Here is a 25,634-nt window from a genome sequence, read left to right on the forward strand (position 1 = left end):
TTAATGAGGAACATATGATAAAGAGATTATTCAAAAAATTAGTGGGTGGCTTGGCGGTATTGCTCATTTGCCTAGCAGCTGTAGGAGGTAAGACCTATGCTGATAAGGGTGAGCTTTATTCCTGTGTGATTAGGCGAGATTATCGCCACCCAGTTTCAGGGCAGATTGAAGATAGCGGTGGTGAGCACGCTTTTGAGATTGGCCAAGGCATGGTGGAAGGAACAGTCTATAGCAATGGTATGCTAGAGGTAACCTCGGCGGGGGATTTGTATCTGACCTTTCGCATGAGTCTAGCTGATTTTTCAGGTAACTACCAATTTTGGGTTCAGCCGGGTGGTACAGGGACTTTTCAGGCGGCAGCCTACAGTGTGACTAAGGTTGGCACTGATACCAATGGCACAACAAAGGATATTGCGATTGCTTTGCCTGATGTCAATACGGTTGTTAGAGGTAGCATGTACGTAGAGCCTATGGGCAGAGAGGTTGTCTTTTACCTTTCACCTTCTGATCTACAAGAAGGCTACAGTGGAGATATGGTAGCTAGCTTTGCAGCAGGAGAAGCCAAGGCAGATCATGCGGTGACAGCTCCTGCAAAGGCAGATGAGAAGAAAGCTCCTAGTAAACCGGACTCAAAAGACGACAAGTCAGCTCCTAATCCATCAACAAGGCCAATTGGTCAATCAAGTACTCTAAAAAAACAGTCAAGTCCCTCTAAGAAGGGTCAGGCAGCTGGCTTAACCACTTCGCTAGATAAAAGTAAGCCAGAGTCGTCTCAAAAACCAGTAAACAATCCATTGTCAGTTCTGGTTTACTATATACCAACAGCTCTTCTGCTGTCAGGAGCCTTGGTCTTGTTTATAAAGAAAAAGAGAAAAAACAATGAAGAAAGTCATTAAGCTTATCGGATTAGCTGTTTTGTCCTTGGTACTATCTGCTTGTGTGGATCAGCATCCTAAGGCAGAGAAAAAGGCTGATAAGGAGAGAATCGTTGCCACCTCTGTGGCTGTTGTTGATATTTGTGATCGGCTAAGCCTAGATTTGGTTGGGGTCTGTGACAGTAAGCTATACCAATTGCCAAAGCGTTACGATGCTGTCAAAAGGATCGGTCTGCCGATGAATCCTGATATGGAGCTTATTGCTTCTCTAAAGCCAACGTGGATACTTAGTCCCAATTCTCTGCAAAATGATTTAGAGCCTAAATACCAGCAATTGGATACGGAATATGGCTTTTTGAATTTAACTAGCCTTGAAGGCATGTACCAGTCGATTGATGATTTGGGGGACTTGTTTGATCGCAAAAAGGAAGCTAAGCGCTTGCGGGCTGATTATGAGAAGTTTTACCGGGCCTTTAAGAAAAAGCATAAAGGGCAAAAAAAGCCTAGGGTTCTTATTTTGATGGGGCTTCCTGGCAGCTATCTGATTGCTACAAATAAATCCTATGTTGGCAATCTGCTTGAGCTGGCTGGTGGTGAGAATGTTTATCATTCTGAGGACAAGGAATTTTTGTCTGCCAATCCAGAGGACATGCTTCAGCAGCAGCCTGATCTGATTTTGCGTACTGCCCATGCCATTCCAGATAAGGTTAAGGACATGTTTGATAAGGAATTTGCTGAAAATGATATTTGGAAGCATTTTGAAGCTGTCAAATCTCAGCAGGTTTATGATTTGGATAATACCCTTTTTGGCATGAGTGCTAAGTTTAACTACAAAGAGGCTTTGAATCATCTGTCACAAATCTTTTATGGAGCAAAGGAAGTCAACTAAGATGCAGCAAGGTAGTCAATATTCTGATCAAGTCACAGCAGCAAGAAAAAGAACCACTAGACTGGTTTATATGATTCTATTACTCATGCTGCTGTTTGGCTTAATGCTATATGCGGTCTCTGTTGGGGGCTTATCTGTTTCTTATCAGAGGATATTTAGCGGCTTATTTGTAGCATATGATCCAGAGGTAGCCCTTATTTATGATTTACGCTTTCCAAGGATTGTGATTGCTTTACTGGCTGGGGCAGGTATATCAACATCTGGGGTCCTGTTTCAGGCGATTTTAAAAAATCCTATTTCAGATCCGGCGATTATTGGGGTTTGCAGTGGGGCTAGCTTTATGGTCTTGTTATCTAGCCTGCTATTGCCGCAGCTCTTGTTTTATGGTCCTTTGTTATCATTTGTGGGAGGCTGTGTTTCTTTTTTGATGATTTATACCTTGTCCTGGAAGAAGGGCTTGCAGCCGATACGTATCATTTTGACAGGAATAGCTATCAACGCCTTGTTTTTAGGCTTGTCTCGTGCGATTACTGATTTTTCAAAAACCAGCAATCCCTTTGTCAATGCGCTGCTGTCAGGAAATATTAGCCAAAAAACCTGGGTAGATGTCGGTGTGCTGTGGCCTTATACAGTGCTTGGCTTGCTGCTTGCGATAGGTCTAGCAAGGCAGTGTGATTTGTTGCTGCTAAACGATGGCTTGATTCGTAATTTAGGCATTGATAGTAATTACCTGCGCTTAGGAATCTCACTGGTAGCGGTCTTACTGGCTGCTGTTTCTACCTCAATTGTGGGTGTGGTGTCGTTTTTAGGCCTGATTGTGCCGCATATTGGCCGCCTTTTAGTTGGTAGTAAGCACAGCTATCTCATTCCTTTTTCTGCCCTGCTTGGCGCCTTTGTCTTTTTGCTGGCAGATACCTTAGGAAGACAATTGTGTTATCCTTTGGAGATTAGCCCAGCTGTTATCATGAGCATTGTCGGGGGACCTTATTTTATTTATCTGTTAAGGGGGTCTGATCTGATATGAGGCATGAGCAAGGCTTGATTAGTGTAGAGGATTTGTCCTTTACTTATCGTGATAGGCTTATTTTAGATAGGCTGAGCTTTACCATTCCAAAAGGCAAGATAACGACAATTATGGGGGCAAATGGCTGTGGCAAATCAACCCTACTGGGGTTGCTGACTAAAAATATCCCCGTTAAGTCTGGGCAGATTTTCCTAGAGGGACAAGCTATTAGCTCCATTAGTCTTAAGCAGTTTGCCCAAAAAGTGGCTGTTGTGCATCAGGATAATCAGGCGGTAGCAGATCTTCTGGTGGGTGATTTGGTGGCTATGGCAAGACAAGCCCATCGGCGTTTTTTTAAGGGCTCAAGTCAAGAGGACGATGACATTGTTGCTTGGGCCTTAGAGGTGACTAATCTAAGGGAATTGGCCTTTAGGGAAATGCAGGAGCTATCTGGTGGTGAAAAGCAAAGGGTCTGGATTGCTATGGCGCTTGCCCAAAAAACAGGTGTTTTAGTGCTTGATGAGCCAACCACTTATCTTGATATTAAGTACCAGCTGGATATCTTAGCCCTCATCAAAAAAATCAATCAGGAGCTAGGAATGACGATTATCATGGTGCTGCATGATATTAATCAGGCCTTGGCTGTTTCGGATTGTGTGATTGGGCTGCAAAAGGGTGCCATCTATGCTCAGGGCAGTCCACAGGAGATTCTTGATCAGGCTTTTGTGGAGGCAGTTTTTGGGGTGAGCTTGCCCTTTATTGAAAAGCAGGATAGGCGATTTGTCCTTACTACTTTATGAAACAAAGAAAAAATGAATGATAGATAGGAATAAGGCGACGATTATATGAATGATACAACTGAAAAAATATCACGCGCAAAGAAAAAAATGCTTTTAAGGCGTTTAAAGGAGCGCATTGCTCCTAAGCGGTTTTTGCTTTATTTGTCGGCCTTTTTATCTTGGCTGCAATTTTTGATGCGTTTAATGAGCTTTTACTTAATTGCTAAGCAATTCACAGCCTTTTTAGCAGGTCAAGCCCTGCAATTGACAAGGCTTCTTGTTATTCTTTTGATTTTAAATGCTGTTGGCTTTGGCTTGGCAATGATAGCAAAGCAGCTACAGGGCTTGGCTTCGCAGTTTGCGCGTGACTCGCTCAAGCAATCCTTTTTTGATGCCTTTATTGCTATGGACGGGCAGTTTGATCAGCAGTCAACAGTGGCTGATGTGTTAACGGTTGCTTCACAGGGGATTGATAGCCTGGATACCTATTATTCCTATTACCTATCGCTTGCGATGCGAACAGCTTTTAATTGCACAACGGTCCTGCTGCTTGTTTTTTTGATCTATCCTATAGGGGGCTTGGTCTTTATCTTGTCATTGCCCCTGATTCCCATATCCATTGTTGCTATGCAAAAGCGCTCTAAAAGGATCATGAACCATTACTGGTCAACCTATATGGACGTTGGTAATCTGTTTATGGACGATCTCAAAGGGCTAAATACCCTCTATTCCTATCAGGCAGATGAAAGGTATGAGGAGAGCTTTGTCAATAAGGCAGAGGCCTTTCGTAAGGCTACCATGCAGCTCCTGGGCTTTCAGCTGCAGGCGGTTGGCTATATGGACGCTGTCATGTATCTGGGAATTGGTCTGTCTGGCTTTTTAGCGGTTCAAGCTCTATCAGCTGGCGGTATCTCCTTTTTTGACTTTCTCTTTTTTATCCTGATTGCAACTGAATTTTTTGCCCCTATTAGGGAGCAGGGCTATGGCATGCACCTAGTCATGATGAATACTAAAATGGCAGACCAAATCTTTGGCTTTTTAGATAGTGTTGAGGCTGTTGACCAAGACAAGGGATTGGCCCTACCGGCCTTTGATCGTATTGGTATTCAAGATTTGTCCTTTTCACATGGGGAAAAGGCTTTGCTAAGGGACATCACGATGACTATCAAAAAGGGGGAGCTGACAGCTATTGCAGGTGTTTCAGGGCAGGGTAAAACTAGTCTTGCACAGCTCCTGTTGAAGCGCTATCAGGCAGATAGTGGCCAGATATTCCTTGGCGATGTAGCGATTGATCTGGCTTCTAAACAGGCCATCAACCAGGAGATACTCTATGTTTCTGATCAGTCAACGCTGCTTAACATGAGTATTTATGAGAACCTTGCTATGGCAGCTCAGCTGACAAGAAAGGAGCTGCTTAGCTGGATTGATGAGCATGGCATTTTAAGCTTTATTTACTGGCTACCTGATGGGATTGATACCATTGTTGGAGAAAATGGCTGTCATTTATCGGCAGGGCAAAGACAGCAGGTGATTTGTGCTAGGGCTTTACTAAGTCAGCGCTCTTGTTATATCTTTGATGAGGCGACCTCTAGTCTTGATGCTGACAATGAGACTGCTATTTACAAGCTGCTTCAGCAATTGGCTAAAAGGGCTATTGTGATTGTCATCACCCATAAGATGAAATATTTAAAGCAGGCAGATCAGGTGCTCTTTTTAAGTCCTGGGCAGTCTGCTAGCTTGGCTAGCCCAAGAGAACTTTACCGACACCATTTGGCCTATCGTCAATTGGTTGACACACAAGCAGAATTGGAGGCAAATCTTTATGGTTAAGAGTGATTACAGCACCTACCGGCTTGTTTTACGCTTACTTGCTATGATGAAGCATTTGCTGGCCTGGATAGCTTTGGCAGTTGTGTTTGCGGTGTTAGGCTTTATGCTTACGGTCAGCATTCCTACCAGCTTAGCCTATTTGGGATTAGAGGTGATGGCAGGCCATGCTATAGACCTTAAATGGCTTTATCTATTTATTGCTATGGCACTGCTAAGAGGACTTTTTCGTTATGGAGAGCATTATTTTGGGCATTTTGTTGCCTTTCATAGCCTAGCGGCCTTTCGCAGGATTGTCTTTAAAAAGCTAAGGGCACTCTCGCCAGCTCGCTTAGATAGTCAAGACAGTGGGCACCTCTTAAAGATGATTGGCGAGGATATTGAGGCCTTGGAGGTCTTTTTTGCCCATACGCTTGCGCCTATTTGTACAGCTCTTGTTTCAGCTAGTCTGATGGTCTATTGGTTTTTGCAGGTTAGCTGGAAGCTGGCCTTAGGGGCTATTGTGACCTATGTGCTTTTGGCTGTCATCATTCCAGTATATTTTTCAAATGTCCTTCAATCACTGCTCAAAAAGCAAAATGAAGGGCGCAGGACTTATGTGTCAAGCTTTTTAGAGAGCCTCAGGTCTGTCAAGGATTTGCTGCAATTTCAAAGCATTGAGAAGCGCTTTAAGCTCTTGGCTGATCAGAGCAAGCATGTTAATGCGCTTGATCGTCAGGTGGCACAGGCTCAATTTTTGCAGATGGCGATAACCTTTTTAGCTCTTGGTTTGTCTATTTTGACCTTTGCTTATGTCACCCTCTTTGAGCTGAGTCAGCAGACAGTGACATTTGCTGGTGGGCTACTGGCTTTTGTCGCCTTTACAGCCTCCTTTGCCCCCTTTTTAGAATTAGGGCGTCTGCCGCTTGGTTTCAAGCGTGCCATGAATGCTGCTAGGAATGTCTTTCAGCTTTTAGATGAAGAAGCGTTAGTAGATAAGGGTGATCAGCGTATATCGTCGGTCACAAGGATTGCTATTGATGATCTGACCTTTGCTTATCCCAAGCATCAGGAGATTGTTTACCACCACTTATCCGTCGCTTTTGAAAAGAAAGGCATTATCGGTATTCAGGGAGAGTCAGGCTCTGGGAAGTCAACCCTGATGAAGGTTATTATGAAATGGTACAGCTGGCAATCTGGTCATATTTTCCTGAGTGAGGTCGACAGTCAACTGTTAAATGCTGCTTCTCTACAGGCTAACTTTGCCTATGTCCCGCAGAATGCGCAGCTATTTCAGCAAACGCTTCGCGAAAACCTCACACTTGGTCGTAAGGACATTTCAGATGATGATATCATGGAACTTGCTGAGGCCTGTGGCATGAAGGAGCGTATCCTAGCCTGTGATGAGGGGCTAGATACCCTAGTGAGAGGATCAGCAGACTTTTCAGCTGGTGAAGCCCAGCGCTTGGAATTGATGCGAGCCTTGCTAAAGCGGGCAGATTGTTATATTTTTGATGAGCCAACGTCAAACTTGGATTCGCTGAATGAAGCCATCTTTATTGATTTGATTAAAAAGCACTGCCTGGGAATGGTCTTTTTGATTTCACACCGGCCGTCTACCTTGGCCTGTGCAGACCAGCTATTTTGTGTGAGAAATGGTTTTTTGAAGGAGGTAAATAATGAAAGGGTTAACCATTAAAGATATCATGACAACAGGCGCCTTTGCCGCCCTTTATTTCGTTTGTGTGGGGCTTGGAGCTATGCTGAGCATTCTGTTTGATCGCTCAGGCAATATGCTCTATGCGCCAGCCTTTGCGGCCTTGCTTGGCGGGCCTGTTTATATGCTATTAATCGCTAAGCTGCAGACCTTTGGACCGATAAGCCTAGTAGGGATTATTATGGGAAGCTTCTTCTTTTTGACGGGTCACTTTTTTGCTTCAATGCTGCCAGCTATTCTTTTTGGTTGTTTGGCAGATGGCATAGCCCTTTTAGGAAAATATCAATCTAGACTAGTGAATCTCTTGTCTTATCTTGTTTTTGCCTTTGTTAACAGTGGTCCTATTATTTTAATGTGGCTGTTGAAGGACGCCTATATCCAGAGTCTTTTAGCGCGTGGTAAGGACATGGCATATGTTAACCGTATCATGTATGACTTTACCGTTGCAAATGTCAGCTGGTTTGTTGGTGTTGTCCTTCTTTGTGCCTTAGTAGGTGGCCTTTTTGGTCAATACTTGCTGAAAAAGCATTTTGCTAAGTCAGGAATGCTTTTATGAGGCTTGATGTTCGCACAAAATTGCTCCTGTTAATTCTAGCTAATGCCTGCTTCTTTTTTCGGATTGATGGCTGGCTGGGGACGATGATTATAGGCGTTTTGCTTGGTATTTTGTTTTGGCTTGGTCAAGGGCGTCTGGCAATCGGTATGGCACTGCTTTATGCCTTATTGCTTGGTTTGTCTGTATTGCCGCTTCATGTGCTGCCAGCCTATCTGTTTAGGCTGCTGAGCTTTGCAGCTGTTGCTGGTCAATTGCTTTACCCATCTGTGCTTGCTGCCTTGATTTTTGTTAAGACAACAAGTGCCTACGAGCTTGTGCATGGGCTGCGAAAATGGCATGTGCCAGAGGTTTGTCTGTTGACCCTCGCTGTCATGTTGCGCTTTTTACCTAAGATCAGGCAGGAAGGAAAGGTTATTCGGCAATCTCTGAAAATCAGGGGCATTTTCTTGGACAGCTGGGCTATTGTCAGGCAGCCGAGGCGGTATATGGAGTATCTCTTGGTACCACTGTTGATGTCATTGCTGAGAAGCAGTCAGGACTTAACCATTGCTAGCCTAACAAAAGGGCTAGCAATCAAAAAGGGAGCAAGTGAGTGCTTCGTATCACATCTATCATGGAAGGATTGGGGGGTACAGATTTGGATATTTGTGACGATAGCCTACATGGTTCTCCAGTGATCAAGGCAAAGCAGCTGCAGTTTTCCTATACCAATCGTAGGCAGACTGCCTGTGAGCTCAGGGATTGTCAGATAGAGGCAGGTCAGTTTATCGTGCTTTGTGGTCAGTCAGGCTCAGGCAAGTCAACCTTTCTTAAGCTGCTCAATGGCTTGATTCCAGACTATTTTTCAGGACAATTACAAGGAAGTCTGAAAGTACTGTCTCATCAGGCTGGTCAGGCTAGTGTTGAAGTGCTGTCAAGGCAGGTTTCCTCTGTCTTTCAAAACCCAGCCAGTCAGTTTTTCTATCGTGAGGTCAAGCATGAGCTTGTCTTTCCTTGTGAAAATCAGGGCTTAGAGCCAGCTCTTATCCTTGAGAGGCTGGAGACCTTAGCAGCTGACTTTGACATCAAGGACTTACTAGAAGCAGATATGCTTAAGCTATCTGGTGGTCAAAAGCAGCGGGTGGCTATTGCAGCAGCTATCATGCAAGGGACAGCTATCATGGTTTTTGATGAGCCAACAGCCAATTTGGACCATGCTGGTGTAGCAGCAGTCAAGGCTTATTTAAAGCAGCTTAAGGCTGCTGGCAAAACGATTATTGTCGCTGAGCACCGCTTGCATTATTTGCTGGATTTGGCAGACCATTTTTACTATTTTTCAGCTGGTAGACTAGAGCGCGTATTAAGCCCTAAGGAATTGCTAGCTTTGCCAGATCAGGAGCGTGAGGCATTAGGGCTAAGACGATGTGATTTGGCCGCTGTGACTAAGGCTTTGCGGGCAAAGACTGTTTTTGAGCATTATGATCCAAAGTATGCCCTGCAAATCAAGCAGCTAGAGGTCAGGGCAGGCAGCAGGGTTTTGTATCACCTCAATCAGCTCAGCTTTGGTGCAGGACAAATCACTGGCATTACCGGAGCTAATGGGTTGGGAAAATCACAGCTGGCTTTATATCTGGCAGGTATTTTTGAAGCAAAAGAGGCCAAAATCAGCTATCTGGGCGTCCCTCTGTCTGCTAAGGAAAGGCTTTCAATCACAAGCCTAGTGCTGCAGGACGTTGGGCTACAGCTATTTGCAGAGACGGTAGCAAGGGAGCTTAATCTGGGGCATCATAGACATCAGGCTACTGATGATCTGGTGAATAGGCTTGGGCTTTCTCAGCTTCTAGACAAGCACCCTGCCAGCTTATCAGGTGGTGAGCAGCAAAGGGTGATGATTGCTGCTAGCCTCTTGTCTGATAAGGAGATTTTCATTCTTGATGAGCCAAGCAGCGGCTTGGATCTGCTTCAAATGCAGGCTCTGGTTAGTCTTTTAAAGGAGCTAAAGCAGCAGAAAAAGGTAGTGATTGTCATCTCTCATGACGAGGAATTACTGGATCAAGCCTGTGATAGTATCTATCAGTTGAGCAGGTAAAGGCCTAGCCTTGCTCAAGCGGTCTGGTGCTGTATTGGTGATGGCTTTATCGCTCCTTGGAGCAGCAGGTGTTCCTGCTTGATCTGATAACCACTAGCTGCGATTGACCAATCACAAGCCTGAGGCTTTTTTAGCCAACTCTTGACAAGCTAGCAGTAGCTATCACAGTGCTAGGGCATATCTTGGCCTAGCAAGCAGTGCTGAATTGTTTATATGCTGTTTTTTATCTTTAATGAGGTAGCCCTAGCGTGTGCTAGGACTGGCTAATATCTCAAGGCACCTACAATAAGAAAACGAGCCTCTTCCTTTTTGGAGAGGCTCTTGATTTTTGATATAATAATGAAAAAGAAAGCGAGGTTGAGATGCTGTTAAAGAGTTCGATTGCTAATTTGAAGGGTCTTGGTCCAAAGTCAGCTGAGAAATTTCAAAAATTAGGCATTTATCAGATCAAGGACTTGCTGCTCTATTATCCTTTTCGCTATGAGGATTTTAAGAGCAAGTCAGCCTTAGAGCTTTTAGATGGTGAAAAGGCTGTCCTTACAGGTAGAGTTGTGACCCCACCAAGCGTTCAATACTATGGATTTAAGCGTAATCGCTTGAGCTTCAAATTGAAGCAGGGAGAGCTTGTGATTAGTGTCAGCTTTTTCAATCAGCCTTACCTACTTGAGAAAATCGTCTTGGATCAGGAAGTGGCTATCTTTGGCAGGTGGGATCAAAAAAAGGTGGCCTTGACAGGCATGAAATTACTCATGACCTTAGAAGATGATTTGCAGCCAGTTTATCATGTGGCGCAGGGGATTAGTCAGCCCGCCCTGATTAAGGCGATCAGATCAGCCTTTGATAGCGGTGCCTTAGCTCAGCTGGAAGAAAATTTACCAGAGCCCTTGATTCAGAAATACCGCCTGCTGCCGAGACAAGCTGCTGTTTATGCCATGCATTTTCCTAAACATATAGAGGATTATAAGCAAGCCCTGCGTCGTATAAAATTTGAAGAATTTTTCTATTTTCAGATGAATCTGCAGGTCTTAAAGCTTGCTAACAAGGCAGAGGGCAACGGGTTAGCTATTGCCTTTCATCAGCAGGCAGTGGCAAAAAAGATTGCTGATTTGCCCTTTTCACTGACCAGAGCTCAACAAAGAAGCTTGGAGGAAATCCTAGCAGATATGGCATCAGCGGCTCATATGAACCGTTTGTTGCAGGGTGATGTCGGCTCTGGTAAGACCGTAATCGCAAGCCTTGCCATGTATGCTGCCCAAACAGCGGGATTTCAATCGGCACTCATGGTGCCAACTGAGATTTTGGCTGAGCAGCATTACGATAGCCTTTGTCAGCTGTTTCCGGATTTGTCTATTGCTCTATTGACATCGGGTATGAAAGCAGCTGAAAAAAGAGCAGCTTTATCAGCTATTGCTGATGGGTCTGTAGATATGATTGTTGGGACACATGCCTTGATCCAGGACACAGTAACCTATCATAAGCTAGGGCTAGTGATTACTGATGAGCAGCACCGCTTTGGGGTCAACCAGCGTCGCTTGTTTCGCGAAAAAGGCAACAATCCAGATGTTTTGATGATGACAGCTACTCCCATACCTAGAACCCTAGCCATAACTGCCTATGGTGAGATGGACGTTTCCATTATTGATGAATTACCGGCAGGGCGAAAGCCAATCATCACTCGCTGGGTCAAGCATCGGCAATTAGATAGTGTGCTGGCCTGGGTAAAGACCGAGCTTGCTAAGGGGACACAGGCCTATGTTATCTCTCCTTTGATCGAAGAATCTGAAACGCTGGATTTGAAAAATGCGGTAGCTTTAGAGGTTGAGCTGAAGGATTATTTTAAAGCTTCAGCTAGCATTGCCTTGATGCATGGCAAAATGAAGGCAGACGACAAGGAGATGATCATGCAGCGCTTTAAGGCTAAGGAGATTGATGTCTTGGTGTCAACAACTGTTATTGAGGTTGGTGTCAATGTGCCAAATGCCACCATCATGCTGGTCATGAATGCTGATCGCTTTGGCCTTAGCCAGTTGCATCAGCTGCGTGGTCGTGTTGGGCGAGGCAGCAAGCAATCCTATGCTATTTTAGTGGCAGATCCTAAGACAGACTCAGGCAAGGAGCGTATGACCATTATGACAACTACTAATGATGGCTTTGTGCTGGCAGAGGCTGACCTCAAGCTGCGTGGCTCAGGAGAGATTTTTGGGACCCGTCAATCAGGTTTACCAGAGTTCAAAACAGCTGATATTGTAGAGGATTATCATATCCTAGAGGAGGCAAGACGAGTAGCTGCTGAGATTGTTGCAGCTAAGGATTGGCAGTTAGATCCTAGATGGGCTCCGATTTTGGCTAATCTTCGTGTTGCTGATCAGTTTGATTAGATGTGAGGCTGACTTGCTAGACAGAGCTAATATAAAAACACGACAAGAGGTTCTTAGCTGACCGAGTCGTGTTTTTTGCTATAGCTGAGGAGTAGTAGCCTTGCGATTATGGTAGAGCTTAGCCTTCAATGTAATTCTTCAGCTCTTGACCTGTAAGTCCGGCGTTGAGGGCGATGAGCAATTTTAACCTGGCCTTAGGAGCATTTAGCTCCTTGACAAACATGACACCAGCCCTTTTTAAGCTGGCACCGCCTCCACGATAAGCATAAACTGGCTCTGCTATGCCATTGAAGCAGCGCGAGACCAAGACAACAGGAATCCCAGAGGCGATTAATTTTTCGAGTTCAGATACTGCTAGGGGAGGAACATTTCCAGCGCCGAGGGCTTCAATCACTAGTCCCTGAATCCTATCAGGTGTCAAAAGGCTTAAAATACTTCCATCTCCCATACCAGCATAGGCCTTGATAATCGGAACTGTTCCAGAAATATGACGAAGCTCAAAGCGAACCCTTGGCTCAGCAGTCTTAAAGAACAGTAAATCGTCCTTCATGACGATTCCTAAAGGGCCATGAGTCGGTGTTTGAAAGGTCGAAACATTGGTGGTATGTGTTTTGGTGACATACTTAGCAGCATGAATCTCATCATTCATGACAACCAGCACTCCCTTGCCCTTGGCTTTCTCATGGCTGGCTACCCTAAGTGCTGTTAGGTAGTTATAGATACCGTCGCTTCCAATCTCGTTGGCCGAGCGCATAGCACCTGTGATAACAATAGGCAGCTCTACAGGCAGCACCATCGTGTCTAGAAAATAAGCAGTCTCTTCTAAGGTATCTGTACCATGTGTGATGACCACTGCATCAAACTGACTCACCCTTTGTTGAATGTAATGATACATCTTGAGCATGTGGTGAGGGGTGATGTGTGGGCTTGGCAGATTTAAAAAATCCACAACAGTTAAGTGGATATGCTCCAGGCTAAGGCCAACCTGAGTCATTGGATTGTTTTGATTCGGGCTCACCTTGCCTGCTTCATCGGCCTGCATTGAAATAGTGCCGCCGGTATGTAAGACGAGGATTTCTTTCATTTGATACTCATACTTCTTTCAATTTGTGATATAATTTATTCTATCACAAATAGAAGAGAGAACAGAAGGATTTGACAATAAAAGCAGTCTTTTTCGACATTGATGGCACCCTGCTTAATGATCGAAAAAATGTTCAAAAAACGACGCAAAGGGCTATTCAGCAATTAAAAAAACAAGGTATTATGGTTGGGCTGGCAACTGGTCGTGGACCTGCTTTTGTGCAGCCCTTTTTAGAAAATTTTGGCTTGGATTTTGCAGTGACCTATAATGGGCAATACATTTTATCGCGTGATAAGGTCTTGTATCAGAACCAACTGCCAAAGTCAACCATTTATAAAATCATTCGCTATGCTAGCGACAAAAAGCGTGAGATTTCCCTAGGAACAGCTTCAGGTCTTGCTGGGTCTCGGATTATTGATATGGGGACCAGTCCATTTGGTCAGATGGTTAGCAGTATTGTGCCAAGGAGTTTGGTCAAGACAGTTGAGGGCAGCTTTAAAAATCTCATCAGGCGTTTTAAGCCGCAAAGCTTCAGCAATCTTGTTACCATTATGAGAGAGCCCATTTATCAGATTGTCTTGGTTGCCTCTGTTGATGATACCCAAAAAATCAAGGAAAAATTTCCGCATATCAAGGTAACCAGAAGCAGCCCTTATTCCTTAGACTTGATTTCTAGCGGGCAGTCTAAAATCAAGGGCATTGAACGCTTGGGCGAGATGTTTGGCTTTGAGCTCTCAGAGGTCATGGCCTTTGGAGACTCTGACAATGACTTAGAAATGCTCTCAGGCGTTGGTGTCGGTGTTGCGATGGGAAATGCCGAAGCAGTGGTTAAGAGCGGAGCGCATTTTACAACAGCTTCAAATAACAATGATGGTATCTCTAAGGCGCTAGCGCATTATGGCTTGATTCATTTTGATGTGGAAAAAAGCTTTAAAAGTCGCGATGACAATTTCAATAAGGTCAAGGATTTCCACCGTCTAATGGACGGAGACACGATTGAAACACCAAGAGGCTATTCCTTAAAGGAGGCTGGTTATCGAGCGGATTTCAAGGTTGAGGAGCTTGTGGAATTTCTTTATGCAGCCAGTCAAGGAGATAAGCATCGCTTTTCTCAGGCTTTGATAGACCTCCATGCAGCCCTTGATAAGGCAGCTAAGAAGGTGCAGGCCAAGGAGCACCCAGAGTCACCCCTGGTTGGGCAGGTTGATGCTTTGACAGATCTGCTTTATTTTACCTATGGCTCATTTGTATTGATGGGAGTGGACCCTCAGCCTATTTTTGAGACCGTCCATGAAGCCAATATGGGGAAAATTTTCCCTGATGGGAAAGCGCATTTTGATCCCATAACGCATAAAATTCAAAAGCCAGATGACTGGCAGGAGCGTTATGCACCAGAGTCAGCCATCAAAAAAGAGTTGGACAAGCAGCTCCAAAAATCATTGCAGCGCTTGGAAAAATAGGATTGTCTTTATTTTAGAGGCATTAAAAAGCACCTTGAGCTGTGAGTTGATCTCCTAGCTGTTAAGCATTTGGCCTAACACTTGGGGTCACTTCACTTATTAGCTCAGGGTGCTTTTTGATGTAGACTAGACACCCTCAATAAAAGGGCACTTAAAGTCTAGCTAGTGGTAACTAGTATATGAGAGCAGTGGTCCTTTAGCAGCCTTGTGAGCTGAGGCTAAGGGCTAGGTATGGTTACTTCACTTAGGCTGCAAATGCTTCTGACAGCTGAGAGAGTTCGTCTTGCTACAGGGTTTTGTCATGCTCTCGAACCACTAATAGGTCAACCTTGGCATGACGAAGGATATATTCAGATGATGATCCAATAAGCAACCGCTCAAAGGTGTTCAGACCAGTTGCGCCAACCATAATCAAGTCTATCTTTTCTTTGTCAGGAATATCGTGAGCCAGCAAGGTTTTGGGATTGCCAAATTCAATCACCTGCTTCACCTCAGTTAGTCCAGCCTCACGTGCTTGTTTTTCAAAATCCCCCAAGACCTCTTTAGCTTCCTGCTCCAACTTGTCATAAATGTAGCTATCAAAGGTTGCAACGCTTTGCAGCGCACGTGTATCAACAACATGGGTCAAAATCAAGGCAGCACCATTACGCAAAGCGACATTAACCCCCTTGTGAAAGGCTAATTCGGAGCCATGAGAGCCATCAATAGCGACCATGATACGTTCATATGTTTGTGACATCGGTTTATCCTCCTTTGAACTTTATCTCTATAGCTATTATACCCTTTTTGAGGAGAAATTGAAAACGTTTTAATGATTTTCTGAGCTATTGTTCACCAAATAGCCCAGCTATTCCCTGAGGTGAGGATACCTTGAGCTAGAAGCTAGCTTAGATAGCCTTATTAATAGCTGCTGCTTAGCTTGCTTAGAGCTTTTGGCGCTCTTTAAGCTAATAGAAAAGTGCTTTCTATTTTAATTGTTTTGGTTTATAATATGGGTTACGAGGTAATGAGACTATGAAAATAATTGAAAAATCATCAAAATTAGAACACGTAGCCTACGATATTCGAGGTCCAGTCTTGGACGAGGCTAATCGTATGATAGCTAATGGTGAAAAGATCCTTCGATTAAATACAGGTAACCCGGCAGCCTTTGGCTTTGAGGCTCCGGATGAGGTTATTCGTGATTTGATCCTCAATGCTCGCTCTAGCGAGGGCTATTCTGATAGCAAGGGGATTTTTTCAGCCCGTAAGGCCATCATGCAATATTGTCAGCTAAAGGGCTTTCCTGATGTTGACATTGATGATATTTATTTGGGAAATGGTGTCTCAGAGCTGATTTCGATGTCTCTTCAGGCCTTGCTGGATAATGGTGATGAGGTGCTGGTGCCAATGCCTGATTACCCCCTTTGGACAGCCTGTGTCAGCCTAGGTGGTGGGCATGCGGTGCATTACCTGTGTGATGAAGAGGCTGAGTGGTATCCTGATATTGCTGACATAAAAGCCAAGATCACTGAGCGTACAAAGGCTATCGTCATTATCAATCCTAATAACCCAACAGGTGCTCTCTACCCTAGAGAGGTCTTAGAGGAGATTGTTGCGATTGCCAGAGAGCATCAGCTCATCATTTTTGCAGATGAGATTTATGATCGTTTGGTCATGGACGGTGGTGAGCATATTGCGATTGCCAGCCTTGCGCCTGATGTTTTTTGTGTGTCAATGAATGGGCTGTCAAAATCACACCGTATTGCCGGCTTTCGAGTGGGCTGGATGGTTTTGTCAGGTCCTAAAAGACATGTCAGAGGCTACATTGAAGGCTTGAACATGCTGGCAAATATGCGCTTGTGCTCCAATGTGTTGGCGCAGCAGGTAGTGCAAACCTCCTTAGGAGGACGTCAGTCTGTTGATGAGCTTTTACTGCCTGGCGGTCGTATCTTTGAGCAACGTAACTTCATTTACCAGGCCATTAATGCCATTCCTGGTCTATCAGCTGTAAAGCCTAAGGCAGGCCTCTATTTGTTTCCGAAAATTGATCGAAATATGTACCGCATTGATGACGACGAGGAATTTGTCCTACAGCTTTTGAAGCAAGAAAAGGTCATGCTGGTACATGGGCGTGGCTTCAACTGGAAGGAGCCTGATCATTTTCGCGTGGTCTATCTGCCAACAGTAGAAGAGCTAGCTGACGTGCAAGAAAAGATCACGCGTGTTCTCAAGCAATACAAGCGCTAATATGATTCTCATACAAAAATTGGATCGCGAGATCCTTTTTGTTTTTCAGCAAAATAAGGCTCTGGCCTCATCCGAATTGTAGGTATAATAGCCAATTTTCTGATAATTCCTTGCAAAAGCTAGGGTCCTTTGATATAATTGTAACGCAAATAATTAAAAGGAAAAGAAAAAATGCCAAATTTATTAGAAAAAACTCGTAAGATTACTTCTATTTTGCAACGTTCTGTAGACAGCTTGGAAACAGAGCTACCATATAATACGATGGCTTCACGCTTAGCAGATATTATTGATTGTAATGCTTGTATCATCAATGGTGGTGGCAGCTTACTTGGCTATGCGATGAAGTACAAGACCAACACAGACCGCGTCGAGGAATTTTTTGAAACAAGACAGTTCCCAGATGCTTATGTCAAGGCAGCTAGTCGTGTTTATGACACTGAAGCAAACCTTTCTGTGGAAAATGAACTAACGATTTTTCCTGTTGAGTCAAAGGATATCTATCCTGATGGTTTAACCACGATTGCCCCTATCTATGGTGGCGGCATGCGCTTAGGTACCTTGATCATCTGGCGTAACGACAATGAATTCAGTGATGATGACCTTGTTTTAGTTGAAATCTCAAGCACTGTGGTCGGTATTCAGCTGTTAAATCTTCAAACAGAAAACCTAGAAGAAACCATTCGTAAGCAGACAGCTGTTAATATGGCAATCAACACTCTATCTTACTCTGAAATGAAGGCTGTTGCAGCTATCCTTAGTGAGCTAGATGGCAATGAAGGACGCCTGACCGCTTCAGTGATTGCAGATCGTATTGGAATCACACGATCTGTCATTGTTAATGCCCTTAGAAAGCTAGAGAGTGCAGGTATCATTGAGAGTCGCTCTCTAGGAATGAAGGGTACCTATCTCAAGGTGATTAACGAAGGTATCTTTGACAAGCTAAAGGAATTTTAATAGCTCAGATGTCGGCAATCGTCTGCTAAGCCCAAGGCTTGCCTCTAGCTCTGCTAGCTGTGATGAGTCAGAGCAAGTAGAGAAAGCTCTGACACTATGTTTAGCTATGATCAAAGCCTTGCTGTCTATAGCGCAAATCAGTCAGGGCTCTGCTTGGTAAGGGCTAGACTTGGTTTTTAGGATAGCTTATCGGTGTTTCTTAGCAGCTGTGGAGGACTTCACACATTATTATAGCGCCCCCTCAAAGGTTCTAGCATTGGCTGGCTTTTGAGGGGTATTTTTTGTATTTTTGCTGTGATTCAGCATGAGATGAACATGACAGACGCATGAAAAAGTTTTAGCAAGAAAATAAGGCTTTCTGTATTTCAATGTTCAGCTATTTCAGGAATATATCTTATTTTCATATAGAAAAAACGTTGAAAGTGTCTACTTAAATCTATACTATAGTTCAGAAATAACTGTTTTTCGCCTTTATCGTGTATAAATCAATCTACTGTCTTGACAGCTGTCGTGTTTAGTGGTAAACTATAAGTGTCTAATCATACTGAATATTAAAAGCAGGCTTAGTTCTTATGGCTTGCTGTCATGCAGCTAAGAGAGCATAAGCTTTTTGGGGAGGGATAAGCTGTGAAGGCCTTGATTTCTATTGATTACACGAATGACTTTGTAGCTGATGATGGTAGCCTGACGGTAGGAGCACCTGCTCAGGTGATTTCAGAGGCGATGGCTAGCGTTGTTGAGGCTGCCTTCGAGGCCGGCTACTATATCTTTTTTGCGATTGATGCCCACGAGGAGGGAGATAGCTTTCATCCGGAGGCAGCCTTGTTTCCACCGCATAATATTATCGGGACAAGGGGTCGGGACCTGTATGGTCCTTTGATGACTGTATATACCAGATACCAGCAAGATCAGCGGGTCTTTTGGCTGGATAAGCGGCATTATTCTGCCTTTTCGGGGACTGATTTGGATATTCGTCTTCGTGAGCGTGGCGTCACGACGCTGGTCTTGACAGGTGTGCTGACGGATATTTGTGTCCTTCATACAGCGATTGATGCCTATAAATTGGGCTACAAGCTTGAGATTATCACATCAGCAGTGGCGAGCAATTCAACAGAAAATCACCAGTGGGCGCTGAACCACTGTAGGACTGTCCTAGGAGCAAAGCTTCTTGATCGGCTTTCTTAGGCGATCATTCGATCAGCTGGGATAGGCTAATCAAGTAAGGCAGTATTAGCTGCTGCTTGGCTCAGCGCTGATCTTAAGGGCTTCTTAGTGAGATCTTTTGGTCTTGGCTAGGAGGCTTTTTGTTATTAAGTTTTTCGCTAATCCCAGCTACGCATACACGTGAATAAAATGCAGGTAGCTATGCTCTAGCCACATTGCCCTTTTAACCTCATCAATTGCTCAAATGCAGTTTAGTTATAGCCTGGCTGTTCTTGAAAAAAGCAGGTTGAGCTTATGAAAAACGTTATCAGAAAACGTCAGTTGCCACATGCATTTGACGTGAAATCCCAGCAGTCCGCTATGGTAAATAAAGCTAATTATGATATAATGGTTAAGACTATGTAAAATTGGGTTATTCAGGCTATTATCAAGCGTTTGAAACAGCAAGGCCTTTGTGGCTGATGATGGTCTGCTTTACCTTGGATAGGAGAATTCATGAAAATTTCTGAAGAAGAGGTCCGCCACGTTGCGGCCCTATCAAAGCTATCCTTTTCAGAAAGTGAAACAACTGAGTTTGCGACAACATTATCAAAAATCGTTGACATGGTTGAATTGCTGAATGAAGTGGATACGACAGGTGTTGCCATTACCACCACAATGGCAGACAAGAAAAATGTCATGCGAGCTGATATCGCTGAGGCTGGAGTGGATCGCAAGCTCCTGTTTCAAAATGTTCCTGAAAAAGAAAATCATTTCATCAAGGTACCAGCTATTCTTGATGATGGAGGAGATGCCTAATGTCTTTTAATCATCACACTATAGAAGAATTACATGAGCTTCTTGTTGCAAAGGACATTTCTGCAGTTGAGCTAACAAAAGCAACCCTTGAGGATATCAAGGCGCGTGAAGAGGCTGTGGGTTCTTTCATTACCATTGCTGAGAAGGCAGCCTTGAAGCAGGCTGCGGCACTTGATGCCAAGGGGATTGATCCTGACAATGTGATGTCAGGAATACCACTAGCTGTCAAGGACAATATCTCAACCAAGGGAATCCTGACAACTGCTGCCTCTAAGATGCTTTATAATTATGAGCCGATTTTTGATGCGACAGCAGTAGCTAATGCCTATGATAAGGATATGATTATCATCGGTAAGACCAACATGGACGAGTTTGCTATGGGTGGCTCAACAGAAACGTCTTATTTCAAGAAAACCAAAAACGCTTGGGATCATAGCAGGGTTCCTGGAGGCTCATCGGGTGGCTCTGCAACAGCAGTAGCTTCAGGTCAGGTTCGCTTATCCCTTGGCTCAGATACTGGAGGCTCTATTCGTCAGCCAGCAGCCTTTAATGGTGTTGTCGGGCTGAAGCCAACCTACGGGGCTGTTTCTCGCTATGGCTTGATTGCCTTTGGCAGCTCGCTGGATCAGATAGGGCCTTTTGCGCCAACGGTCAGAGAAAATGCTCAGCTGCTGACTGTCATAGCAGGGAGTGATCGTAAGGACTCAACCTCTGCACCTGTGCAGATTGCTGACTATACCAGTAAAATTGGCCAAGATATCAAGGGCATGAAAATTGCACTACCTAAAGAATATCTAGGCGAAGGCATTGATCCTAAGATTAAAGAGACGGTTTTAGCTGCTGCTAAGCATTTTGAGAAGCTGGGAGCTATTATTGAGGAGGTCAGCCTGCCGCATAGCAAGTATGGGGTGGCTGTCTATTATATCATCGCTTCATCTGAGGCCTCGTCAAACCTACAGCGCTTTGATGGGATTCGCTATGGCTTTCGTGCTGATGATGCCAAGAGCCTTGAGGACATCTATGTCAAGACGCGTAGTCAGGGCTTTGGTGATGAGGTCAAGCGTCGTATCATGCTGGGTACCTTTAGCTTATCATCAGGCTATTACGATGCTTATTTCAAAAAGGCTGGTCAGGTGCGTACCTTGATCATTCAAGATTTTGAGAAGGTTTTTGCTGATTATGACTTGATTTTGGGACCAACAGCACCGACAGCAGCCTTTGAGCTTGATACGCTGAATCATGATCCTGTTGCTATGTATTTGGCTGATCTTTTGACCATTCCGGTGAATCTAGCAGGTTTGCCTGCGATCTCTATTCCAGCAGGCTTTGCAGATGGCTTGCCTGTCGGGCTTCAATTGATCGGTCCAAAATATAGTGAAGAGGTCATCTATCAGGCAGCGGCAGCCTTTGAAGCGACTACTGACTACCACAAGCAGCAGCCTATGATTTTTGGAGGTGACAGCTAATGAATTTTGAAACCATTATTGGACTTGAGGTCCATGTTGAGTTGAATACCAATTCTAAGATTTTCTCGCCTTCATCAGCTCATTTTGGAGAGGATCCCAACGCCAGCACTAATGTGATTGACTGGTCTTTCCCAGGTGTCCTCCCAGTGATGAACAAGGGAGTCATTGATGCGGGAATCAAAGCAGCACTTGCTCTTAACATGTCTATTCATCAGCACATGCATTTTGACCGTAAGAATTATTTCTACCCAGATAATCCCAAGGCCTATCAGATTTCACAGTTTGATGAGCCGATTGGCTACAACGGCTGGATTGACATTACTCTTGAGGACGGCTCAACCAAGAAAATCCGTATTGAACGTGCTCACCTAGAAGAGGATGCCGGCAAAAATACGCATGGTACAGATGGCTATTCCTATGTTGACCTCAATCGTCAGGGAGTGCCCTTGATTGAGATCGTCTCAGAGGCTGACATGCGCTCTCCAGAGGAGGCCTATGCTTACCTGACTGCCCTAAAGGAAATCATTCAGTATACTGGTATTTCTGATGTTAAGATGGAAGAGGGGTCCATGCGTGTGGACGCCAATATCTCCTTGCGACCATACGGACAAGAGGCCTTTGGTACAAAAACAGAATTGAAAAACCTGAACTCATTTAGCAATGTGCGTAAGGGGCTTGAGTTTGAGGTAGAGCGTCAAGCCAAAATCCTACGCTCTGGCGGTGTTATTCGTCAGGAGACACGTCGTTATGACGAGGCAAGTAAGGGAACGATTCTCATGCGTGTCAAGGAGGGGGCAGCAGATTATCGCTATTTCCCAGAGCCAGATTTGCCCTTGTTTGAGATTGATGACGCATGGATTGAGGATATGCGTGCAGAGCTCCCAAGATTTCCAGCAGAGCGTCGAGCAAGCTATATCAATGAGCTCGGTTTATCAGCCTACGATGCAGGTCAGCTGACAGCAACAAAGGCTTTATCTGATTTCTTTGAGCAGGCTGTGGCACTTGGTGGTGACGCAAAGCAAGTGTCCAATTGGCTACAGGGTGAGGTGGCTCAGTTCTTAAATGCTGAGGGCAAGACGATTAATCAGCTTGCCTTGACACCAGATAGCCTTGTGGAAATGATTGCGATCATCGCTGATGGCACGATTTCATCAAAAATAGCTAAGAAGGTCTTTGTTCATTTGGCAAAGTATGGCGGCTCAGCGCGTGCTTATGTGGAAAAAGCAGGTCTGGTTCAAATTTCAGACCCAGCTGTCTTGATTCCAATCATTCATCAGGTGTTTGCTGACAATGAGGCTGCTGTGGCAGATTTCAAATCAGGCAAGCGTAATGCTGATAAGGCCTTTACTGGTTTTCTGATGAAGGCCACAAAGGGGCAAGCCAACCCACAGATAGCTCAGCAATTGTTAGCCAAAGAATTGCAAAAATTGCTGGATTAAGGAGTCGTTATGACTGGCATTGAGTCTGAAACAGAGTTTTCAGGCTCTTTATGATGGTAGGCTCTTTAGGACAATTCTGTGATAATACCTCGCTATCCGAAGCTGTAAGAGGTAGCTTATCGGTCTGTTGTTAATGACTGTTAAGCAGGCTTGGTGAAGTCTAGGCTAGAGCTATCAAGGTATTATGAGTGGCCTTATCATGGCATGGATTAAAAAGAGGAAGATAATATGTCAAGAAATGGAAAAGGCAGTACCATGATTTTACTAGCCGGAATCGCCTGGGGTCTCTCAGGGGTGTCAGGGCAATATTTAATTGCTCATGGGGTCGGCATCAATGCCTTGACCTCACTAAGGCTCATTATTTCAGGGCTTGTGCTATCAAGTATGGCCTATATGCGACAGCGAGACGCTGTTATCCGACTGCTCAAGGACAAAAGGCTTTTAAGAGAGCTATTGATTTATAGCCTATTTGGCCTCACGCTGAATCAATATGCCTATTTGCTGGCTATTCGTTACTCTAATGCTGGTACAGCCACAGTCCTGCAATACCTTTCCCCCATTTTGGTGCTGGTCTACCTATCGTTCAAATCAAGACGCCTGCCGGCTGTGGGAGAGAGCTGTGCTATTTGCCTAGCGATCCTAGGAACGGTTATCATGGCCTGTCATGGTGATCTTTCCCATCTGGCAATCAATCCTATTGGACTTTTCTGGGGGCTTTTTGCAGCGGTGACCTATGCTTACTGTGTCATCAAGCCTGCTAAGCTGATTGCCGACTGGGGGAGCTTGCTGATTGTTGGTCTTGCCATGCTGATGGGAGGAGTGATTTTTCCGATCCTGACAAGAGCATGGCAGTACCCATTGGCAATGACTTATGGGAATCTACGGGCCCTGTTTGGCATTATCGGTATTGGGACAATTTTTGCCTACACCTTTTTTCTAAAGGGGGCTTCAATCATTGGGCCGATCAAGGCTACCTTGCTGGCTTCAATTGAGCCGGTTGCTTCAGTCTTTTTTGCGATTATCCTGATGAAAGAGACTTTTCACCCTATTGACCTGTTAGGGATGGCATTGATTTTAATAGCAGTGCTTGTGATATCGCTGAGAGACTTACTGCTTGCTCAAAGAAAAAAGCAGCTAGCTCTTAAGCCCAAGCGACTACCATCATCTGACTGATATAGAGCAAGGGTGTGCTATAATAAGAAAAAGAACAAAGGAGATTTGCGATGATTTGGTCATTAATTGTTGGTGCCATCATTGGTATGATTGCAGGCAGGATAACAGAAAAAAGCCATTCGATGGGCTGTTTGACAATGACTGCTGCTGGTTTGATAGGCTCTGCAGTTGGTCAAAAGCTGTTTGGCGACTGGGGTATTCAGCTGGCAGGAATGGCTGTTTTCCCTTCAATTCTAGGAGCAGCTATTGTGATAATTGTTGCTTCAGCGCTCTTTGGCAAAAAACAATAAGCCAGGAGTACTTGTGACGTTCAAATATATAAAAATCCTTGTATCAGTATGATACGAGGATTTTTTGGTTATCAGATTTGTAAAAACAATCGAATATATCAGATGATAAAAATTTAAAAGAAATATGATAAAGTCTTGACAATATATATATATATATATATATATATATATACTATTTCTTGGTATTTTTACCAAAAAATATGGAGAGAGTTAAAAAAGTATGAGAAAAACAGAAGGACGTTTTCGCACATGGAAGTCCAAAAAACAATGGCTATTTGCCGGTGCAGTGGTGACCAGCTTGCTGCTGGGAGCTGCACTTGTCTTTGGAGGTTTATTAGGAAGTCTTGGTGGCTCATCCCATCAAGCGAGGCCAAAGGAGCAGCCAGTCAGCTCGATTGGAGATGACGATAAGTCGCACAAGAGCTCATCAGATTCAATGGTCAGTCGGCCACCGAAAAAGGATAACTTGCAGCCTAAGCCTTCAGATCAGCCTACTAATCATCAGCATCAGGCTACTAGCCCGTCCCAGCCGACAGCAAAGAGCTCAGGTCATCATGGGAATCAACCTCAGTCTCTCAGTGTGAACAGCCAAGGAAATAGTAGTGGACAGGCCTCAGAGCCTCAGGCTAGTCCTAATCAAGGGCCTTCCCAGCCACTGGGGCTGAGAGGAGGTAACAGCTCTGGTTCAGGTCATCACCATCAGCCACAAGGAAAGCCACAGCACTTAGATCTAGGTAAGGATAATTCTAGCCCGCAGCCTCAACCAAAGCCTCAGGGCAATAGTCCCAAGCTGCCAGAAAAAGGCTTGAATGGTGAAAATCAGAAGGAACCGGAGCAAGGTGAACGAGGTGAGGCTGGTCCCCCACTTTCAGGGTTGAGTGGTAATAATCAAGGCCGTCCTTCGCTTCCAGGCTTGAATGGCGAGAATCAGAAGGAACCAGAGCAAGGCGAACGAGGTGAAGCCGGTCCCCCACTTTCAGGGTTGAGTGGTAATAATCAAGGTCGTCCTTCGCTTCCAGGCTTGAATGGTGAAAATCAGAAGGAACCAGAGCAAGGCGAACGAGGCGAGGCTGGTCCACCATCAACTCCGAATTTAGAAGGAAATAATCGTAAAAATCCTTTAAAAGGATTAGATGGAGAGAATAAGCCAAAGGAAGATTTAGACGGTAAAGGCTTAAGCGGAGAAAATGATGAATCACCAAAACTTAAAGACGAACACCCCTACAATCATGGTCGTCGTGATGGTTACCGAGTTGGCTATGAGGATGGATATGGTGGCAAAAAGCACAAAGGAGATTATCCTAAGCGGTTTGATGAGTCTAGTCCAAAGGAATATAATGACTATAGTCAAGGGTATAATGATAATTATGGAAATGGCTATTTAGATGGTCTAGCTGATAGAGATGGTAAGAGAGGATACGGCTATTCTTACAATCCCGACTAATCTTCTGCTATCCCTTAATTAACCTACAAAAAAGCTGGTATCCTTTTAGGCCCAGCTTTTTT

At 44.5% G+C, this 25,634-nt stretch carries 22 protein-coding genes; 20 read left to right on the forward strand and 2 right to left on the reverse strand.

Going from position 1 to position 25,634, the window contains the following annotated elements; genetic code table 11:
- Positions 1 to 14 precede the first annotated feature (14 nt).
- The 10 genes from I2432_RS02170 to recG all read left to right on the forward strand — a co-directional run bounded on the left by I2432_RS02170 (position 15) and on the right by recG (position 12,071).
- Positions 15 to 896, forward strand: coding sequence for a heme-binding Shp domain-containing protein (locus tag I2432_RS02170; protein WP_231191928.1), 882 nt, complete (start codon positions 15 to 17; stop codon positions 894 to 896).
- Positions 880 to 1,764 (forward strand): heme ABC transporter substrate-binding protein IsdE, encoded by an 885-nt coding sequence (gene isdE, locus I2432_RS02175; protein ID WP_037580194.1) that lies wholly within the window; start codon positions 880 to 882, stop codon positions 1,762 to 1,764. The genes I2432_RS02170 and isdE overlap by 17 nt, the downstream gene beginning before the upstream one ends.
- A gap of 1 nt (position 1,765) precedes the next feature.
- Positions 1,766 to 2,788 carry a FecCD family ABC transporter permease gene (locus I2432_RS02180; RefSeq protein ID WP_115250616.1) on the forward strand — a complete coding sequence of 341 codons (1,023 nt, stop codon included), beginning with the start codon at positions 1,766 to 1,768 and terminating at the stop codon, positions 2,786 to 2,788.
- Positions 2,785 to 3,567, forward strand: coding sequence for an ABC transporter ATP-binding protein (locus I2432_RS02185; RefSeq protein ID WP_115250617.1), 783 nt, complete (start codon positions 2,785 to 2,787; stop codon positions 3,565 to 3,567). The genes I2432_RS02180 and I2432_RS02185 overlap by 4 nt, the downstream gene beginning before the upstream one ends.
- 45 nt (positions 3,568 to 3,612) lie before the next feature.
- A complete protein-coding gene (locus I2432_RS02190) occupies positions 3,613 to 5,376 on the forward strand; it encodes an ABC transporter ATP-binding protein/permease (RefSeq protein ID WP_115250618.1) in 1,764 nt (587 codons plus the stop codon).
- Positions 5,369 to 7,051: an ABC transporter ATP-binding protein gene (locus I2432_RS02195; RefSeq protein ID WP_115250619.1), complete on the forward strand. Its 1,683-nt coding sequence runs from the start codon at positions 5,369 to 5,371 to the stop codon at positions 7,049 to 7,051. The genes I2432_RS02190 and I2432_RS02195 overlap by 8 nt, the downstream gene beginning before the upstream one ends.
- Complete coding sequence (locus I2432_RS02200) at positions 7,032 to 7,625, forward strand: MptD family putative ECF transporter S component (RefSeq protein WP_012679055.1); 594 nt, start codon at positions 7,032 to 7,034, stop codon at positions 7,623 to 7,625. Before I2432_RS02195 ends, I2432_RS02200 begins: the two co-directional genes overlap by 20 nt.
- Complete coding sequence (locus I2432_RS02205; RefSeq protein WP_115250620.1) at positions 7,622 to 8,302, forward strand: energy-coupling factor transporter transmembrane component T; 681 nt, start codon at positions 7,622 to 7,624, stop codon at positions 8,300 to 8,302. The genes I2432_RS02200 and I2432_RS02205 overlap by 4 nt, the downstream gene beginning before the upstream one ends.
- Positions 8,239 to 9,693: an ABC transporter ATP-binding protein gene (locus I2432_RS02210; RefSeq protein WP_196820084.1), complete on the forward strand. Its 1,455-nt coding sequence runs from the start codon at positions 8,239 to 8,241 to the stop codon at positions 9,691 to 9,693. The genes I2432_RS02205 and I2432_RS02210 overlap by 64 nt, the downstream gene beginning before the upstream one ends.
- Before the next feature lie 362 nt (positions 9,694 to 10,055).
- Positions 10,056 to 12,071: an ATP-dependent DNA helicase RecG gene (gene recG, locus I2432_RS02215; protein WP_206158971.1), complete on the forward strand. Its 2,016-nt coding sequence runs from the start codon at positions 10,056 to 10,058 to the stop codon at positions 12,069 to 12,071.
- A gap of 118 nt (positions 12,072 to 12,189) precedes the next feature.
- Here recG and I2432_RS02220 read toward each other — a convergent pair whose 3' ends face one another.
- Positions 12,190 to 13,155 (reverse strand): asparaginase, encoded by a 966-nt coding sequence (locus tag I2432_RS02220; protein WP_154804109.1) that lies wholly within the window; start codon positions 13,153 to 13,155, stop codon positions 12,190 to 12,192.
- 71 nt (positions 13,156 to 13,226) lie between these two features.
- On the opposite strand from I2432_RS02220, the gene I2432_RS02225 reads away from it, so the two are divergent.
- Positions 13,227 to 14,615, forward strand: coding sequence for a Cof-type HAD-IIB family hydrolase (locus I2432_RS02225; protein WP_012678470.1), 1,389 nt, complete (start codon positions 13,227 to 13,229; stop codon positions 14,613 to 14,615).
- Between the two features lie 286 nt (positions 14,616 to 14,901).
- Here the strand turns inward: I2432_RS02225 and I2432_RS02230 are convergent, their stop codons facing one another.
- On the reverse strand, positions 14,902 to 15,354 hold the full coding sequence (locus I2432_RS02230) for a universal stress protein (protein WP_041785288.1): 453 nt from the start codon (positions 15,352 to 15,354) through the stop codon (positions 14,902 to 14,904).
- 275 nt (positions 15,355 to 15,629) lie between these two features.
- Between I2432_RS02230 and I2432_RS02235 the strand changes: the two genes are divergently transcribed.
- From I2432_RS02235 to I2432_RS02275, 9 genes are all read left to right on the forward strand, one after another.
- A complete protein-coding gene (locus tag I2432_RS02235; protein WP_037580165.1) occupies positions 15,630 to 16,844 on the forward strand; it encodes a pyridoxal phosphate-dependent aminotransferase in 1,215 nt (404 codons plus the stop codon).
- A gap of 171 nt (positions 16,845 to 17,015) precedes the next feature.
- Entirely contained in the window at positions 17,016 to 17,798 is a 783-nt protein-coding gene (gene codY / locus I2432_RS02240) for a GTP-sensing pleiotropic transcriptional regulator CodY (protein WP_012678467.1), read from the forward strand.
- A gap of 627 nt (positions 17,799 to 18,425) precedes the next feature.
- Complete coding sequence (locus I2432_RS02245) at positions 18,426 to 18,983, forward strand: cysteine hydrolase family protein (RefSeq protein ID WP_206156410.1); 558 nt, start codon at positions 18,426 to 18,428, stop codon at positions 18,981 to 18,983.
- A gap of 474 nt (positions 18,984 to 19,457) precedes the next feature.
- Complete coding sequence (gene gatC, locus I2432_RS02250) at positions 19,458 to 19,760, forward strand: Asp-tRNA(Asn)/Glu-tRNA(Gln) amidotransferase subunit GatC (protein WP_043052757.1); 303 nt, start codon at positions 19,458 to 19,460, stop codon at positions 19,758 to 19,760.
- Positions 19,760 to 21,226, forward strand: a complete 1,467-nt coding sequence (gatA, locus tag I2432_RS02255) for an Asp-tRNA(Asn)/Glu-tRNA(Gln) amidotransferase subunit GatA (protein ID WP_206158972.1) — start codon at positions 19,760 to 19,762, stop codon at positions 21,224 to 21,226. The genes gatC and gatA overlap by 1 nt, the downstream gene beginning before the upstream one ends.
- Entirely contained in the window at positions 21,226 to 22,665 is a 1,440-nt protein-coding gene (gene gatB / locus I2432_RS02260; protein ID WP_165622797.1) for an Asp-tRNA(Asn)/Glu-tRNA(Gln) amidotransferase subunit GatB, read from the forward strand. The genes gatA and gatB overlap by 1 nt, the downstream gene beginning before the upstream one ends.
- Positions 22,666 to 22,893: 228 nt before the next feature.
- Positions 22,894 to 23,838, forward strand: a complete 945-nt coding sequence (locus I2432_RS02265) for a DMT family transporter (RefSeq protein ID WP_206156408.1) — start codon at positions 22,894 to 22,896, stop codon at positions 23,836 to 23,838.
- Positions 23,839 to 23,888: 50 nt separating this feature from the next.
- Complete coding sequence (locus tag I2432_RS02270; RefSeq protein WP_014622354.1) at positions 23,889 to 24,128, forward strand: GlsB/YeaQ/YmgE family stress response membrane protein; 240 nt, start codon at positions 23,889 to 23,891, stop codon at positions 24,126 to 24,128.
- A gap of 220 nt (positions 24,129 to 24,348) precedes the next feature.
- Entirely contained in the window at positions 24,349 to 25,572 is a 1,224-nt protein-coding gene (locus I2432_RS02275) for a KxYKxGKxW signal peptide domain-containing protein (RefSeq protein ID WP_206156407.1), read from the forward strand.
- Positions 25,573 to 25,634: the final 62 nt, after the last annotated feature.

This window comes from Streptococcus equi subsp. zooepidemicus (assembly GCF_015689395.1).
Classification (GTDB): domain Bacteria; phylum Bacillota; class Bacilli; order Lactobacillales; family Streptococcaceae; genus Streptococcus; species Streptococcus equi.

Coding starts and splice junctions, on each gene's coding strand:
- I2432_RS02235 (WP_037580165.1), top strand. CDS start 15,630: ATGAAAATAATTGAAAAATCATCAAAATTAGAACACGTAGCCTACGAT.
- I2432_RS02205 (WP_115250620.1), top strand. CDS start 7,622: ATGAGGCTTGATGTTCGCACAAAATTGCTCCTGTTAATTCTAGCTAAT.
- I2432_RS02275 (WP_206156407.1), top strand. CDS start 24,349: ATGAGAAAAACAGAAGGACGTTTTCGCACATGGAAGTCCAAAAAACAA.
- I2432_RS02180 (WP_115250616.1), top strand. CDS start 1,766: ATGCAGCAAGGTAGTCAATATTCTGATCAAGTCACAGCAGCAAGAAAA.
- I2432_RS02185 (WP_115250617.1), top strand. CDS start 2,785: ATGAGGCATGAGCAAGGCTTGATTAGTGTAGAGGATTTGTCCTTTACT.
- I2432_RS02195 (WP_115250619.1), top strand. CDS start 5,369: ATGGTTAAGAGTGATTACAGCACCTACCGGCTTGTTTTACGCTTACTT.
- I2432_RS02170 (WP_231191928.1), top strand. CDS start 15: ATGATAAAGAGATTATTCAAAAAATTAGTGGGTGGCTTGGCGGTATTG.
- I2432_RS02230 (WP_041785288.1), bottom strand. CDS start 15,354: ATGTCACAAACATATGAACGTATCATGGTCGCTATTGATGGCTCTCAT.
- I2432_RS02220 (WP_154804109.1), bottom strand. CDS start 13,155: ATGAAAGAAATCCTCGTCTTACATACCGGCGGCACTATTTCAATGCAG.
- recG (WP_206158971.1), top strand. CDS start 10,056: ATGCTGTTAAAGAGTTCGATTGCTAATTTGAAGGGTCTTGGTCCAAAG.
- I2432_RS02210 (WP_196820084.1), top strand. CDS start 8,239: ATGGAAGGATTGGGGGGTACAGATTTGGATATTTGTGACGATAGCCTA.
- codY (WP_012678467.1), top strand. CDS start 17,016: ATGCCAAATTTATTAGAAAAAACTCGTAAGATTACTTCTATTTTGCAA.
- gatB (WP_165622797.1), top strand. CDS start 21,226: ATGAATTTTGAAACCATTATTGGACTTGAGGTCCATGTTGAGTTGAAT.
- gatC (WP_043052757.1), top strand. CDS start 19,458: ATGAAAATTTCTGAAGAAGAGGTCCGCCACGTTGCGGCCCTATCAAAG.
- I2432_RS02265 (WP_206156408.1), top strand. CDS start 22,894: ATGTCAAGAAATGGAAAAGGCAGTACCATGATTTTACTAGCCGGAATC.
- gatA (WP_206158972.1), top strand. CDS start 19,760: ATGTCTTTTAATCATCACACTATAGAAGAATTACATGAGCTTCTTGTT.
- I2432_RS02190 (WP_115250618.1), top strand. CDS start 3,613: ATGAATGATACAACTGAAAAAATATCACGCGCAAAGAAAAAAATGCTT.
- I2432_RS02270 (WP_014622354.1), top strand. CDS start 23,889: ATGATTTGGTCATTAATTGTTGGTGCCATCATTGGTATGATTGCAGGC.
- I2432_RS02200 (WP_012679055.1), top strand. CDS start 7,032: ATGAAAGGGTTAACCATTAAAGATATCATGACAACAGGCGCCTTTGCC.
- isdE (WP_037580194.1), top strand. CDS start 880: ATGAAGAAAGTCATTAAGCTTATCGGATTAGCTGTTTTGTCCTTGGTA.